Here is a 15,299-nt window from a genome sequence, read left to right as displayed (position 1 = left end):
TTCTCGGGCCGACGCCCTGTGCGGACCGGCCCACCCCGAATCACGGACACCACGCGCGAGAAGTTCCGCGTGACGCCACAACCGCATTCTTGTTGCCGTTACCGGTTCGTGTCACTCGCCTGTGGATAACTGGCTGCGATATGTCAGGTCTTGCGACCCTTTGGGCGCCGGTGGGTCGGGGCTTTTTCGTGAAGTGAGGGTCCCACGAGGGCCCCAGGAAGTTTTACGAGGGGCCCGGTGGGAGCGTTCAGGCGGGGTCGATCTCGCGCAGCAGGCCCGTCGTCACGTCGAAGACGAAGCCGCGCACGTCGTTCGTGTGCAGGAGGAACGGTGAGGTGCGCACGCGCTGCATCGACTGCCGTACGTCCTGTTCGACGTCCCGGAAGGCTTCGACCGCCCAGGCGGGGCGCTGGCCGACCTCCATCTCCAGGTCGTGCCGGAAGTCCTCGGTGAGGGACTCCAGGCCGCAGCCGGTGTGGTGGATGAGAACGACGCTGCGGGTGCCGAGCGCCCGCTGGCTGATGGTGAGGGAGCGGATCACGTCGTCGGTGACGACGCCGCCCGCGTTGCGGATGGTGTGACAGTCACCCAGCTCAAGGCCGAGCGCGGCGTGCAGGTCGAGCCGGGCGTCCATGCACGCGACCACCGCGACGTGCAGCACGGGGCGTGCGTCCATCCCGGGATCGGTGAACGCGCCGGCGTACTGCTGGTTCGCCTCGACGAGACGGTCGGTCACACCGCCGCCCGCGGTTATGGCGTCTTCGGGCTCTGTGGGTACGGATGCAGAAGTCGTCATAGCTATGACGTTACTGGTCAGGTACGAAGTAGTCCTGCTGTGAGAAGGGACAAAGAACGTCATCGTGTCTTGTTGTGAGGTAACCCACATAGGGGTTTAGAGATCGCCTGGATAGGTGATTTTTGCTGATTCACCGCTTCGATCGGGGGTTCGTGGAGGAGCGGTCCGCGACGCGCATGCCGGTTGATTGACCGCGAGACACCGTGGACTAAAGTGACGCGAAGCGGGAGGCGAGGCTCTCCCTGCTGGACTGCTTTCCCCTGGAGACCCGGCGATTTTCCGGCGTCTCCCCCCGCGTGCGCGGCGCGTACGTACGGCTCGGCCTCCTCCCGCTCCCGGTCGGCTGACGCCACTCACCCGGCGCCAGCAGGCCTCCCCTTCTCGAGCGGGTGGGGACCCGGCGGTGCGTACGGCCGCGCCGGACCTGAGAGGGCCCCTTGAGCCAGAGTCGACACGTCCCGGTGATGCTCCAGCGGTGCCTGGACATGCTGGCCCCGGCCCTCACCGAGCCGGGCGCCGTGGTCGTCGACTGCACCCTGGGCCTCGGCGGCCACAGCGAGGCGCTGCTGACCCGGTTCCCCGAGGCCCGTCTCGTCGCCCTCGACCGCGACAAGGAGGCACTGCGCCTCTCCGGAGAGCGGCTCGCCCCCTTCGGTGACCGTGCCACCCTCGTGCACGCGGTCTACGACGAACTGCCCGAGGTGCTCGACCGCCTCGGCATCTCCCGTGTCCAGGGCGTCCTGTTCGACCTGGGCGTCTCCTCCATGCAACTCGACGAGGCGGACCGCGGCTTCGCCTACGCCCAGGACGCCCCGCTCGACATGCGGATGGACCAGACGACCGGCATCAGCGCGGCCGAGGTGCTCAACACCTACCCGCCGGGCGAACTGGTGCGGATCCTGCGCGCGTACGGCGAGGAGAAGCAGGCCAAGCGGATCGTCTCCGCCGTCGTGCGCGAACGCGAGAAGGAACCCTTCAGCAACAGCGCGCGGCTCGTCGAGCTGATCCGCGACTCCCTGCCGCAGGCTGCCAAGCGCACCGGCGGCAACCCCGCCAAGCGCACCTTCCAGGCGCTGCGCATCGAGGTCAACGGGGAGCTCAGCGTCCTGGAGCGGGCGATTCCCGCGGCCGTGAAGGCGCTCGCCGTCGGCGGCCGGATCGCCGTTCTGTCGTACCACTCGCTGGAGGACCGGCTGGTCAAGCAGGTGTTCGCGGCCGGGGCCGCCACCACCGCGCCGCCCGGTCTGCCGGTCGTGCCCGAGCGCTACCAGCCCCGGCTCAAGCTGCTCACCCGCGGTGCCGAACTTCCCACCGAGGAAGAGGTCGCCGAGAACCGGCGAGCGGCTCCCGCACGACTGCGCGGGGCTCAGCGCATCCGCGAGGACGCCGAGTGAGGCACCAGGAGGGGGAGATCGAGTGAGTAGGAAACCCGAACTCAGAGGGCGGGCCGCCCGGCTCGCCCGGCTTCTCCCCGCCGGCGGGGGACATGCCGCCCGTACCCCCTTCGTCCTGCTCGTCGTGCTCCTTCTCGGCGGCGGCCTGATCGGCCTCCTCGTGCTGAACTCCGCCCTGAGCGAGGGCTCGTTCCACCTGGACGACCTGCAGAGGGACACCAAGAGCCTCACCGACGAGGAGCAGGCGCTGCAGCGGGACGTGGACACCTACTCCGCGCCCGACGCCCTCCAGCGCCGCGCCCGCGAGCTGGGCATGGTGCCCGGCGGCGACCCGGCCTTCCTCAACCCGGACGGCAGCGTCAAGGGCGTTCCCGGAACGGCCGCCCAGCAGTCCTCCGCACGCAACCCGGTGGTCCGCCCGCCCGAGGTCCTCGCCCTCACCCCGGCCCCGGCCCCGGCCACCAGCGCCCCGGCGGCCGCCGTCCGCTCCGTAGGCACCGCCACACCGCAGACCCCCACCCCGCGGATCCCGACCCCGCAGACCCCCGCCCCCACCCCGTCCGCGCAGCCCTCCTCGACCCACGGCAGGTGACGGAAGTGTCCGACAGGGAACCGCCGCGCCGTCGTGTGCCCGGCCCCGCCAGGCCCGTACGCCCCGGCGGCCAGCGGCGTCCGGGCCCCGGCGCCCGCCCCGCACGCCGCCCGGGCGCGCCCCGGCCCGGCGGCCCACAGGCCCTGCGGCTGGGCAGCCCCCGTCCCCGGCTGCGCATGGTCAGCCTCACCCTGACACTGGTGATGATCGCCTTCGTCGTACGCCTGCTCCAGGTGCAGGCCGTGGACGCCAACGCCTATGCCGCGAAGGCCGAGCAGAACCGGTATGTCGGCCGCACCCTGGCCGCCACCCGTGGCGGGATCACGGACCGCAACGGCGTGGAGCTCGCGACGAGCGTGGACGCGTACGACATCACGGCCGACCCCACGATGTTCACGCAGGACACGACGAAGGTGACGGACGCGCCCGAGCAGGCCGCGGCACTGCTCGGGCCGATCCTCGGCCAGGACGTGGACACCGTCGCCAAGAAGCTCCGTACGAAGAACACCCGCTACACCCTGCTCGCGCACCGCCAGACCCCCCAGGTCTGGAAGCAGATCAAGGACCTGAGGAACACGCTCGCGGTCAAGGCGGAGACCGACAAGAGCACCGTCAACTTCCTCGCGGGCGTCGTCGCGGTCCCGGCCAGCAAGCGCGTGTATCCGAACGGCGATCTCGCCGCCGGGATACTGGGCTGGGTCAACGCCGACGGCAAGGGCGGCGGCGGAGTCGAGCAGAAGCTGAACAAGGAACTCGCCGGCAAGGACGGCAAGATCCGCTACGCCCAGTCCGGCGGCCGTCAGGTGCCGACCGCGGGGTCGACGGAGACCCCCGCCGTGGCGGGCTCCGACGTCGAGCTGACCATCAACCGCGACATCCAGTGGGCCGCGCAGAACGCCATCACCCAGCAGGTGAAGGCGTCCCAGGCGGACCGCGGGTACGTGATCGTGCAGGACGCCCGCAGCGGCGAGATCCTCGCCATGGCGAACTCGCCCGGCTTCGACCCCAACGACCTCACCCAGGCCAACGCGGCGGCCCTGGGCAACGCGGCCCTCCAGGACGCGTACGAACCCGGCTCCACCGCCAAGGTCATGTCGATGGCAGCCGTACTGGAGGAGAACGCCGCAACGCCCGAGACGCACGTGGTCGTGCCCAACCGGCTGCACCGCGGCGACCGCCTCTTCCAGGACGACGTCGACCACGCGACCTGGAACCTGACGCTCAACGGCGTGCTCGCCAAGTCCAGCAACATCGGCACCATCCTGGCGACCGGCCAGCTCGGCAAGACGCAGAAGGAGGCGAACCAGGTCCTCTATTCGTATCTGCGCAAGTTCGGCATCGGCAGCTATACCGGGCTCGGCTTCCCCGGCGAGACGAAGGGCATCCTCGCGCCCGCCGACAAGTGGTCGACCTCCCAGCAGTACACGATTCCTTTCGGCCAGGGCATGTCGATCAACGCGATGCAGGCGGCCTCCGTCTACTCGACGATCGCCAACGGCGGTGTACGCGTCGAGCCGACGCTGGTGCGCGGCACGAAGGGGCCCGACGGCCTGTTCGCCCCGGCCGCCCAGCCGAAGAAGACGAGGGTCGTGAGCGAGAAGACGGCGAAGACCCTCGCCCAGATGCTGGAGTCCGTCGTGGACGACGAGCAGGGCACCGGCGCCAAGGCGCGTATCCCCGGCTACCGGGTCGCGGGCAAGACGGGTACGGCCAACCGCGTGGATCCGGCCACCGGCAAGTACCACGGCTACACCTCGTCGTTCGCCGGATTCGCCCCCGCCGACAAGCCCCGGATCACCGTCTACTGCGCGATCCAGAACGCCACCAAGGGCAGCTACTTCGGCGGCCAGATCTGCGGACCCATCTACAAGCAGGTCATGGAGTTCGCGCTCAAGACCCTCCAGGTCCCGCCCACCGGAGCGGGGGCCGCCAATCTGCCCGTGACCTTCACGCCGTGATCGATTCCGGCCATATCCCCTGATCAGGACTTGATCAGGGTCCGGCCAGGACCCGGACAAGACCGCACGCACAACGGACCAGGAACCAGCTCGTGACAACGATCACCCCGGATTCCGGGAACCACGGCTCGCCACGCCCCTCGCTTCGCTCCGGCGGGGGTGCGCCCGGTACGCTCACCGCCGTGCCACACGCTGATCAGTCCCAAACCACCCAGAAGGGCGTTCCTGTGACATATCCGGGGCCGCCGCGACCGGTCCAGAACTCCGTCACACCCCTCGCGGAGCTCGCCGATCAGCTGGGTGTCACCGCCCCGGCGTCGAGTGCGGAGGTCACGGGCATCACCCATGACTCCCGCGCGGTGCGCCCCGGAGACCTCTACGCCGCGCTGCCGGGCGCCCGCCTGCACGGCGCCGACTTCGCGACGCAGGCGGCCGGTCTCGGCGCGGTCGCCGTGCTGACCGACCCGACCGGCGCCGAGCGCGCCGCCGCCACCGGGCTGCCGGTCCTCGTCGTCGACGACCCGCGCGGCCTGATGGGAGAACTCGCGGCCACCATCTACGGCCACCCGGGACGCGATCTGCTCCAGATCGGCATCACCGGCACCTCCGGCAAGACCACCACGGCCTATCTCGTCGAGGGCGGGCTGAAAACGCTCCGCTCCACCGGCCTGATCGGCACCGTGGAGATGCGCATCGGCGAGGAGCGCATCAAGTCGGAGCGCACCACCCCCGAAGCAACCGACCTCCAGGCGCTGTTCGCGGTGATGCGCGAGCGCGGCGTCGACGCGGTCGCGATGGAGGTCTCCAGCCATGCGCTGGTCCTCGGGCGGGTCGACGGCTGTGTCTTCGACATCGCCGTCTTCAACAACCTCAGCCCGGAACACATGGAGTTCCACTCCGACATGGAGGACTACTTCCAGGCCAAGGCGCGGCTGTTCACACCGCAACGGAGCAAACTCGGCGTCGTCAACCTCGACGACGAGTACGGGCGCAGGCTGGCCGAGGAGGCCACCGTCCCCGTCGTCACCTTCTCCGCCGAAGGACACCCGGACGCCGACTGGCGCGCCGAGGAGGTCGAGGTCGGCCCGATGGACTCGGCGTTCGTCGCGGTCGGTCCCAAGGGCGAGCGGATCACCGCCAAGTCGCCGCTCGCGGGCCCCTTCAACGTGGCGAACACCCTCGCCGCGATCGTCGCCCTCGCCGTCGCCGGGATCGACCCGCAGACCGCCGCCGACGGCATCGCCGCCGTCCCGGGCGTGCCGGGCCGCCTGGAGCGCGTGGACGCCGGCCAGCCCTACCTCGCGGTCGTCGACTACGCCCACAAGACGGACGCCGTCGAATCGGTCCTGCGCGCGCTGCGCAAGGTCACCGAGGGCAGGCTGCACATCGTGCTCGGCTGCGGTGGCGACCGTGACAAGACCAAGCGGATGCCGATGGGCGCCGCCGCGGCGCGGCTCGCCGACACCGCCGTACTGACATCGGACAACCCCCGCTCGGAGGACCCCCTCGCGATCCTCGCGACGATGCTCGCGGGCGCCGCCGAGGTGCCGGCGCACGAGCGTGGCGAGGTCCAGGTCTTCGAGGACCGGGCCGCCGCCATCGCCGCCGTCGTCGCCCTGGCGCGGCCCGGCGACACCGTGCTGGTCGCGGGCAAGGGCCACGAGCAGGGCCAGGACATCGCCGGGGTGGTGCGTCCCTTCGACGACCGCCAGGTGCTTCGCGAAGCTATCCAGAAGACCCAGGGATGAACTTGTGATCGCCCTCTCTCTCGCCGAGATCGCAGCAGTCGTCGGCGGGCAGACGTACGACATACCGGATCCGGCGGTACAGGTCACCGGACCGGTCGTCAGAGACTCCCGTGAAGTGGAGCCAGGCAGCCTCTTCGTCGCCTTCGTCGGCGAGCGCGTGGACGGCCACGACTTCGCCGAGGCCGTCGTCGCGGCGGGCGCGGTCGCCGTACTGGCCTCCCGGCCCGTCGGCGTGCCCGCGATCGTCGTCGCGGACGTGCAGGCGGCCCTCGGCGCCCTCGCGCGTCACGTCGTCGAACGCCTCGGCGCGACCCTCGTGGCCCTCACCGGCTCCGCGGGCAAGACCAGCACCAAGGACCTGATCGCCCAGGTCCTGCGGAGCAAGGCGCCGACCGTCTTCACGCCCGGCTCGCTCAACAACGAGATCGGGCTGCCGCTGACCGCGCTGAGCGCCACCGAGGAGACCAGGTTCCTCGTCCTGGAGATGGGCGCCCGCGGCATCGGCCACATCAGCTACCTCGCGGACCTCACGCCACCGAGGATCGGCCTCGTCCTGAACGTCGGGACCGCCCACATCGGTGAGTTCGGCGGCCGCGAACAGATTGCACAGGCGAAGGGCGAGCTCGTCGAGAGCCTTCCGCCGGCGGAAGCGGGCGGTGTCGCCGTCCTCAACGCCGACGACCCCCTCGTACGCGCCATGGCGTCCCGGACGAAAGCGCGCGTGATCCTCTTCGGAGAGTCCGGCGAAGCGGACGTACGTGCCGAGAACGTCCGTCTCACGGACGTTGGACAGCCCGCATTCAGGCTTCACACACCCTCCGGGTGCAGCGATGTGACCATGCGCCTGTACGGTGAGCATCACGTGTCGAACGCGCTCGCCGCGGCCGCCGTCGCCCATGAGCTGGGCATGTCCGCAGACGAGATCGCCCTCGCGCTCTCCGAGGCGGGCTCCCTCTCCCGCTGGCGGATGGAGGTCACCGAGCGCCCGGACGGCGTGACGGTCGTCAACGACGCCTACAACGCGAACCCCGAGTCCATGCGAGCCGCCCTGCGCGCGCTCGCGGCAATGGGCAAAGCCGCACAGGCACAAGGGGGTCGGACGTGGGCGGTGCTCGGTCAGATGGCCGAGCTCGGGGACGAGGCGCTCGCCGAGCACGACGCGGTCGGGCGGCTCGCCGTCCGACTCAACGTCAGCAAGCTCGTCGCGGTCGGGGGCAGGGAAGCTTCCTGGCTCCAACTGGGCGCATATAACGAGGGTTCGTGGGGTGAGGAGTCGGTGCACGTGTCCGACGCACAGGCGGCTGTCGACCTGTTGCGCAGCGAGTTGCGCCCGGGGGACGTCGTGCTCGTGAAGGCGTCCCGGTCGGTCGGGCTCGAACGGGTGGCGCAGGCGCTGCTCGACGACGGTGCCGAGGGTGAGGTCGCGGCCCGATGATGAACCAGATCCTGTTCGCAGGAGTCATTGGTCTGTTCCTGACCCTGATCGGGACCCCGCTGCTGATCAAGCTGCTGGCCCGCAAGGGCTACGGGCAGTACATCCGCGACGACGGCCCGAAGGAGCACCACAGCAAGCGCGGTACTCCGACCATGGGTGGTATCGCCTTCATCCTGGCGACGATCATCGCGTACTTCCTGTCCAAGGTGATCACGGGCAAGCCGCCGACCTTCTCGGGTCTGCTGGTGCTCGGCCTGATGGCCGGTATGGGCCTGGTCGGCTTCCTGGACGACTACATCAAGATCGTCAAGCGGCGTTCGCTCGGTCTGCGGGCCAAGGCGAAGATGGCCGGTCAGCTGATCGTCGGCATTTCCTTCGCGGTCCTCGCGCTGCAGTTCGCGGACAACCACGGCAACACCCCGGCATCCACCAGGCTCTCCTTCGTGGAGGACTTCGGCTGGACCATCGGCCCGGTGCTCTTCGTGGTCTGGGCCCTGTTCATGATTCTCGCCATGTCGAACGGCGTGAACCTGACCGACGGTCTGGACGGTCTCGCCACCGGCGCCGCGACCATGGTCTTCGGCGCGTACACCTTCATCGGTGTCTGGCAGTTCCAGGAGTCCTGCGCCAACGCGCAGACCCTGACCAACCCGGCCGCCTGCTACGAGGTACGAGATCCACTCGACCTCGCGGTCGTCGCCTCCGCCCTCATGGGAGCCTGCTTCGGCTTCCTGTGGTGGAACACCTCGCCCGCCAAGATCTTCATGGGTGACACCGGCTCGCTGGCCCTCGGCGGCGCGCTCGCCGGCCTCGCGATCTGCTCCCGCACGGAGCTGCTGGTCGCGCTCCTGGGCGGCCTCTTCGTCCTGATCACCATGTCGGTCGTCATCCAGGTCGGCTCCTTCCGGCTCACCGGCAGGCGCGTCTTCCGCATGGCACCACTCCAGCACCACTTCGAACTAAAGGGGTGGTCCGAAGTCCTTGTCGTGGTCCGCTTCTGGATCATCCAGGGCATGTGCGTCATTGTGGGACTGGGCCTCTTCTACGCAGGATGGGCAGCCAAGAAGTGACCGACTGGCAGGGCAAGCACGTCACCGTCGCCGGGCTCGGCGTCTCCGGCATCCCGGCGGCCAAGGTGCTGCACGGTCTCGGCGCCGTCGTCACGGTCGTCAACGACGGCGACGACGAGCGCTCCCGGGCGCAGGCCGCGGAGCTGGAGGCGCTCGGGATCACCGTGCGCCTCGGTGACGGCGCCACCCTGCCCGAGGGCACCGAGCTCATCGTCACCGCGCCCGGCTGGAAGCCCGACAAGCCACTGTTCGCCGCGGCCGCCGCGGCGGACGTCCCGGTCTGGGGCGACGTCGAACTGGCCTGGCGGCTGAGAGGTCCCGACGCGGCCCCCTGGCTGGCCGTCACCGGCACCAACGGCAAGACCACGACCGTGCAGATGCTCGCCTCGATCCTGAAGGCGGCCGGGCTGCGCACGGCCGCCGTCGGCAACATCGGGGTCTCGCTCCTGGACGCGGTCCTCGGCGAGGAGCGTTACGACGTCCTGGCGGTGGAGCTGTCGAGCTACCAGCTGCACTGGGCGCCGTCGCTGCGCGCGCACTCGGCCGCCGTGCTGAACCTGGCACCGGATCACCTCGACTGGCACGGCTCCATGGAGGCGTACGCCGCCGACAAGGGCCGTATCTACGAAGGCAATCGGGTCGCCTGCGTCTACAACCTCGCCGACAAGGCCACCGAGGACCTGGTGCGCGAGGCGGACGTCGAGGAGGGCTGCCGGGCGGTCGGCTTCACCCTCGGCACCCCCGGACCGTCCCAACTCGGCGTCGTGGAAGGCATCCTGGTCGACCGCGCCTTCGTCGAGAACCGGCAGAAGAACGCCCAGGAACTCGCCGAGGTCTCCGACGTCAACCCGCCCGCCCCGCACAACATCGCCAACGCCCTTGCGGCGGCGGCCCTGGCACGCGCCTTCGGGGTGCCCGCCGCGGCCGTACGGGACGGGCTGCGGGCCTTCACGCCGGACGCCCACCGCATCGCGCTCGTCGCCGACATGGACGGCGTGGCGTACGTCGACGACTCCAAGGCGACCAACACGCATGCCGCGGAAGCCTCTTTGGCGGCCTACGAGTCGATCGTGTGGATCGCGGGCGGGCTCGCCAAGGGAGCGACCTTCGACGAGCTGGTCGCCAAGTCGGCCAAGCGACTTCGGGGCGTCGTGCTCATCGGCGCGGATCGGGCTCTGATCCGTGAAGCCCTCGTGCGACACGCGCCGGAAGTACCCGTCGTCGACCTCGACCGGACAGACACTGGGGCGATGCTCGCGGCGGTTCGGGAGGCGCGGGGGCTCGCCCGAGAGGGCGACACGGTGTTGCTGGCGCCGGCCTGTGCCTCGATGGACATGTTCGCCAACTACAACAAGCGCGGGGACGCGTTCGCGGAGGCGGTCCGCGAACTCGGCGCGAGCGCCTGACGGCGGGTCTCGGACGGTCCGGGCGCGCCCGGGACCTTTGGGAGGGACGCGTGACGCCATTGTGGGGGCCTCCATCGCCCTGTGGGACGCCCTCCCGGGGCATGGCGGACGGAGCCGGTGATGGTCGGTAGCCCTACTGGCCGTCCCCCCGTCCAGCGTGCCCCACGGCGCCCCGCCGGACGTCCACGTCCCCCGCGCGACAGCGCCCTGCGCCTGCTCGTCCTGCGCGCCCGCAAGGCCTGGGACCGTCCGCTCACCGCGTACTATCTGATCTTCGGCAGCAGCCTGTTGATCACCGTGCTGGGCCTCGTGATGGTCTACTCGGCCTCGATGATCACAGCGCTGCAGCTGTCGCTGCCGGGGTCGTTCTTCTTCCGCAAACAGTTCCTCGCCGCCTCCATCGGCACCGTGCTGCTCCTGATCGCCATGCGGGTACCGGTGAAACTGCACCGGGCGCTGGCGTATCCGATCCTGGCCGGCGCGGTCTTCCTGATGATCCTCGTGCAGGTCCCGGGGATAGGAATGGAGGTCAACGGCAACCAGAACTGGATCTCCCTCGGCGGCTCGTTCCAGATCCAGCCCAGCGAGTTCGGCAAGCTCGCGCTCGTGCTGTGGGGTGCCGACCTGCTCGCCCGCAAGCAGGACAAGGGCATGCTCGCGCAGTGGAAGCACATGCTGGTGCCGCTCGTCCCGGGCACCTTCCTGCTGCTCGGGCTGATCATGCTCGGCGGCGACATGGGCACGGCGATCATCCTCACCGCCATCCTCTTCGGACTGCTGTGGCTGGCCGGGGCGCCCACGAGGCTGTTCGGCGGCGTGCTGGCGGTCGCCGTGACCATCGGTTTCATCCTGATCAAGACGAGCCCCAACCGGATGTCCCGGCTCGCCTGCATCGGCGCCACCGAACCCGGCCCGAACGACACCTGCTGGCAGGCCGTGCACGGTATCTACGCGCTGGCCTCCGGCGGACTGTTCGGTTCCGGCCTCGGCGCCAGTGTGGAAAAATGGGGACAACTCCCGGAAGCACACACCGACTTCATCTTCGCCATCACCGGGGAGGAACTCGGCCTCGCGGGGACGCTGTCGGTGCTCGCCCTCTTCGCGGCTCTAGGCTATGCGGGTATCCGCGTGGCCGGACGCACGGAGGACCCCTTCGTGAGGTATGCCGCGGGAGGCGTGACCACCTGGATCACGGCCCAGGCCGTGATCAACATCGGTGCGGTGCTCGGTCTGCTGCCGATCGCCGGAGTCCCGCTCCCGCTGTTCTCCTACGGAGGGTCCGCCCTGCTGCCGACCATGTCCGCCATCGGACTGCTGATCGCCTTCGCACGCGACGAGCCCGCTGCGCGGGCGGCGCTTGCGATGCGGCAACCCCGCTTTGGTAGAAAGCGTGCTGCGGTGAGAGGCTCCGCGGGGGCCGCGGGGCCTCGGAGATGGAACACGATGCGACGGCGTGCCTCGGCGGCGCGTTCGTCCGGAGAGCGGTGAATTTCGGTGCATGTCGTACTCGCCGGCGGGGGGACCGCCGGCCACATCGAGCCCGCGCTCGCCCTCGCGGACGCCCTGCGCAGGCAGGACCCGACCGTGGGGATCACGGCCCTGGGCACGGAACGCGGACTTGAGACCCGGCTCGTACCGGAGCGGGGCTACGAACTCGCGCTGATCCCCGCCGTTCCGCTGCCCCGCAAGCCCACACCCGAGCTGATCACCGTCCCGGGGCGGCTGCGCGGCACGATCAAGGCGGCCGAGCAGGTCCTGGAGCGCACCAAGGCGGACGCGGTCGTCGGCTTCGGTGGCTATGTGGCGCTGCCCGCCTACCTCGCGGCCAAGCGCCTCGGCGTGCCGATCGTGATCCACGAGGCCAACGCCCGGCCGGGCCTCGCCAACAAGATCGGTTCCCGGTACGCGGCGCAGGTCGCCGTCTCGACCCCGGACAACAAGCTGCGCGGCGCCCGCTACATCGGCATCCCGCTGCGCCGCTCGATCGCCACCCTCGACCGGGCCGCCGTACGCCCCGAGGCGCGCGCCGCGTTCGGTCTCGACCCCTCTCTGCCGACCTTGCTGGTTTCCGGCGGCTCCCAGGGCGCACGGCGCCTCAACGAGGTCGTGCAGCAGGCGGCTCCCTACCTCCAGCAGGCCGGTATCCAGATCCTGCACGCGGTCGGCCCGAAGAACGAACTGCCGCAGGTCCACCAGATGCCGGGAATGCCCCCGTACATCCCGGTACCGTACGTGGACCGGATGGACCTCGCGTACGCGGCGGCCGACATGATGCTCTGCCGCGCGGGTGCGATGACCGTCGCCGAACTCTCCGCCGTCGGGCTGCCGGCCGCCTACGTCCCGCTGCCCATCGGCAACGGCGAACAGCGGCTGAACGCCCAGCCGGTGGTCAAGGCCGGTGGCGGGCTCCTTGTCGACGACGCGGAGCTGACGCCTGCGTGGGTTCAGCAGAACGTGCTGCCCGTGCTCGCCGACCCGCACCGGCTGTACGAGATGTCCCGCGCCGCCAGCGAGTTCGGCCGCCGGGACGCCGACGACCTGCTCGTCGGCATGGTGTACGAGGCGATCGCCTCTCGCCACCGCTAGGACCGCATGAGGGAAGGCAGGGAGCGTGGCCGGACCGACGACCGCCGAGCGCGGTGAACGGCAGAAGTTGGAGTCCGGCTCGCCCCGCCTCAGGCGGTTGCGCCGCCTTCGTATGCTCATCATCCTTTTGGTCGCGGTGGTGTTGGCGACGACGGCCGCGCTCTGGCTGCTCTACGGCTCGCCGTGGCTGCGGGTCGAGAAGGTGTCGGTCTCCGGGGTGCGGGTCCTGACGGACCGGCAAGTGCTCGACGCGGCCGATGTGTCGGTCGGATCGCCGCTGATTTCCATCGATACCGACGCCATTGAGGCGCGATTGCGCCGGAAATTGCCCCGAATTGACTCGGTTGATGTCGTCCGTTCCTGGCCGCACGGAATCGGGCTGAAAGTGACCGAGCGCACCCCGGTACTCATTCTCAAAAACACCGGAAACGGCGGCAAGTACGTCGAAGTGGACGCCAAGGGTGTGCGTTTCGCGACGGTTTCGGCCGCCCCGAGGGGTGTGCCCACGCTGGAATTGGCCGTGCCCGCGAAGTCCAGGGCAGCCGTTCTGCGCCGCTTCCCGGTCGACCGGCTGGTGCGCGAGGCGGTGGGGGTGGCCGGGGACATTCCGCCCGCCGTCCGTCGCGACACCCGGATCGTCAAGGTCCGTTCGTACGACTCGATCTCGCTGGAGTTGAGCGGCGGACGCAGCGTCGAGTGGGGGAGCGTCGAGAAGGGGCGCGCGAAGGCCAGGACGCTCACCGCTCTCATGAAAGCAGCTCCAGGGGCCCGGCACTTCGATGTGAGTGCCCCCATCGCCCCTGCGTCATCGGGTAGTTGACGCACATCAGCGCAGGCCAGCACCCTGGTTGGGCAGCGCTACGGCTGATCACATAGGGTGAAAAGAAAAACGGGAGGTTCGGCGTGTTCGTTGAACGTGCGCCACTTGTCGACTTAGTGTCCTGTTCGGAAGAGTCCAAGGAACAGACACACTGGTAACCCTAAACTTCAGCGTTAGGGTTCGGGTCGGCGTTCGGACCGTCCCATTCGGCATCAGTCGTCGGATCGCGAGCGTGCGAGGCGACGACACGTAACTCGAGGCGAGAGGCCTTCGACGTGGCAGCACCGCAGAACTACCTCGCAGTCATCAAAGTCATCGGTGTCGGCGGCGGTGGTGTCAATGCCATCAACCGGATGATCGAGGTCGGTCTCAAGGGCGTCGAGTTCATCGCCATCAACACGGACGCGCAAGCTCTGTTGATGAGCGACGCCGACGTCAAGCTCGACGTCGGCCGCGAACTCACGCGCGGACTCGGCGCCGGAGCCAACCCGGCCGTCGGCCGCAAGGCGGCCGAGGATCACCGCGAGGAGATCGAGGAGGTCCTCAAGGGGGCCGACATGGTCTTCGTGACGGCCGGCGAAGGCGGCGGCACCGGCACCGGCGGCGCGCCCGTCGTGGCCAACATCGCCCGCTCGCTCGGCGCCCTCACCATCGGCGTGGTCACCCGCCCCTTCACCTTCGAAGGACGGCGTCGCGCCAACCAGGCCGAGGACGGCATCGCGGAACTCCGCGAAGAGGTCGACACCCTCATCGTCATCCCGAACGACCGGCTGCTGTCCATCTCGGACCGCCAGGTCTCCGTCCTCGACGCCTTCAAGTCGGCGGACCAGGTCCTGCTGTCCGGTGTTCAGGGCATCACCGACCTCATCACCACGCCCGGTCTGATCAACCTCGACTTCGCCGACGTCAAGTCCGTGATGTCCGAGGCGGGTTCCGCGCTCATGGGCATCGGCTCGGCCCGCGGCGACGACCGCGCCGTGGCGGCGGCCGAGATGGCGATCTCCTCGCCGCTCCTGGAAGCCTCCATCGACGGCGCACGCGGCGTCCTGCTCTCCATCTCCGGCGGCTCCGACCTCGGCCTGTTCGAGATCAACGAGGCCGCCCAGCTGGTCAGCGAGGCCGCACACCCCGAGGCCAACATCATCTTCGGCGCGGTCATCGACGACGCGCTCGGCGACGAGGTGCGGGTCACCGTGATCGCCGCCGGCTTCGACGGCGGCCAGCCGCCGGCCAAGCGGGACAACATCCTCGGCTCCACCTCCGCCAAGCAGCGCGAGGAGCCCGCGCCGGTACGGGCCGCCGAGAGCCGTCCGTCCTTCGGCTCGCTCGGCAGCGTCACGCCGAAGGAGGCCCCGGAGCCCACCCCGGAGCCGGTCAACGAGGTTCAGGTCGCTCCGCCGGTCCCGCCGTCCCGCGCCTACTCGGACAGCGCGGCCGAGGAGCTGGACGTGCCGGACTTCCTGAAGTGATAGGACATCGCTCCGAAACGAGCAC

General features: G+C 69.7%; 12 protein-coding genes. 11 read left to right on the top strand and 1 reads right to left on the bottom strand.

Annotation, left to right across the window (positions count from 1 at the left end; all coding sequences use genetic code 11):
- Nucleotides 1-247: 247 nt before the first annotated feature.
- Nucleotides 248-796 (bottom strand): beta-class carbonic anhydrase, encoded by a 549-nt coding sequence (locus tag ACZ69M_RS46515; RefSeq protein WP_470059777.1) that lies wholly within the window; start codon nt 794-796, stop codon nt 248-250.
- Between the two features lie 437 nt (nt 797-1,233).
- Between ACZ69M_RS46515 and rsmH the strand changes: the two genes are divergently transcribed.
- From rsmH to ftsZ, 11 genes are all read left to right on the top strand, one after another.
- Nucleotides 1,234-2,190: a 16S rRNA (cytosine(1402)-N(4))-methyltransferase RsmH gene (rsmH, locus tag ACZ69M_RS46510; protein WP_470059776.1), complete on the top strand. Its 957-nt coding sequence runs from the start codon at nt 1,234-1,236 to the stop codon at nt 2,188-2,190.
- 22 nt (nt 2,191-2,212) lie between these two features.
- Nucleotides 2,213-2,782, top strand: a complete 570-nt coding sequence (ftsL, locus tag ACZ69M_RS46505; protein WP_470059775.1) for a cell division protein FtsL — start codon at nt 2,213-2,215, stop codon at nt 2,780-2,782.
- 5 nt (nt 2,783-2,787) lie between these two features.
- A complete protein-coding gene (locus tag ACZ69M_RS46500; RefSeq protein ID WP_470059774.1) occupies nt 2,788-4,740 on the top strand; it encodes a peptidoglycan D,D-transpeptidase FtsI family protein in 1,953 nt (650 codons plus the stop codon).
- 227 nt (nt 4,741-4,967) lie between these two features.
- A complete protein-coding gene (locus ACZ69M_RS46495; protein ID WP_470059824.1) occupies nt 4,968-6,488 on the top strand; it encodes a UDP-N-acetylmuramoyl-L-alanyl-D-glutamate--2,6-diaminopimelate ligase in 1,521 nt (506 codons plus the stop codon).
- Nucleotides 6,489-6,492: 4 nt separating this feature from the next.
- A complete protein-coding gene (locus tag ACZ69M_RS46490; protein ID WP_470059773.1) occupies nt 6,493-7,923 on the top strand; it encodes a UDP-N-acetylmuramoyl-tripeptide--D-alanyl-D-alanine ligase in 1,431 nt (476 codons plus the stop codon).
- Nucleotides 7,923-8,993 (top strand): phospho-N-acetylmuramoyl-pentapeptide-transferase, encoded by a 1,071-nt coding sequence (gene mraY, locus ACZ69M_RS46485; RefSeq protein ID WP_177323990.1) that lies wholly within the window; start codon nt 7,923-7,925, stop codon nt 8,991-8,993. Before ACZ69M_RS46490 ends, mraY begins: the two co-directional genes overlap by 1 nt.
- Nucleotides 8,975-10,399 carry a UDP-N-acetylmuramoyl-L-alanine--D-glutamate ligase gene (gene murD, locus ACZ69M_RS46480; protein WP_470059772.1) on the top strand — a complete coding sequence of 475 codons (1,425 nt, stop codon included), beginning with the start codon at nt 8,975-8,977 and terminating at the stop codon, nt 10,397-10,399. The genes mraY and murD overlap by 19 nt, the downstream gene beginning before the upstream one ends.
- A gap of 120 nt (nt 10,400-10,519) precedes the next feature.
- The gene (gene ftsW, locus ACZ69M_RS46475; RefSeq protein WP_470059771.1) at nt 10,520-11,887 is read left to right on the top strand and encodes a putative lipid II flippase FtsW; all 1,368 of its coding nucleotides are present in this window, start codon (nt 10,520-10,522) and stop codon (nt 11,885-11,887) included.
- Nucleotides 11,888-11,893: 6 nt separating this feature from the next.
- Nucleotides 11,894-12,985 carry an undecaprenyldiphospho-muramoylpentapeptide beta-N-acetylglucosaminyltransferase gene (gene murG / locus ACZ69M_RS46470; protein WP_054231490.1) on the top strand — a complete coding sequence of 364 codons (1,092 nt, stop codon included), beginning with the start codon at nt 11,894-11,896 and terminating at the stop codon, nt 12,983-12,985.
- 25 nt (nt 12,986-13,010) lie between these two features.
- Nucleotides 13,011-13,805: a cell division protein FtsQ/DivIB gene (locus ACZ69M_RS46465; protein WP_470059770.1), complete on the top strand. Its 795-nt coding sequence runs from the start codon at nt 13,011-13,013 to the stop codon at nt 13,803-13,805.
- Nucleotides 13,806-14,080: 275 nt separating this feature from the next.
- Nucleotides 14,081-15,274, top strand: a complete 1,194-nt coding sequence (gene ftsZ / locus ACZ69M_RS46460; protein WP_067363745.1) for a cell division protein FtsZ — start codon at nt 14,081-14,083, stop codon at nt 15,272-15,274.
- Nucleotides 15,275-15,299 lie beyond the last annotated feature (25 nt).

It is taken from the genome of Streptomyces sp. NPDC107454 (genome assembly GCF_055582885.1).
Note: the sequence above shows the minus strand (reverse complement) of the source record. Positions and strands in the feature narration are given on the sequence as shown.

Excerpts from the sequence above, each read along its gene's own strand:
- murD (WP_470059772.1), top strand. The coding sequence starts at position 8,975 with ATGGGCAGCCAAGAAGTGACCGACTGGCAGGGCAAGCACGTCACCGTC.
- mraY (WP_177323990.1), top strand. The coding sequence starts at position 7,923 with ATGAACCAGATCCTGTTCGCAGGAGTCATTGGTCTGTTCCTGACCCTG.
- ftsW (WP_470059771.1), top strand. The coding sequence starts at position 10,520 with ATGGTCGGTAGCCCTACTGGCCGTCCCCCCGTCCAGCGTGCCCCACGG.
- ACZ69M_RS46515 (WP_470059777.1), bottom strand. The coding sequence starts at position 796 with ATGACGACTTCTGCATCCGTACCCACAGAGCCCGAAGACGCCATAACC.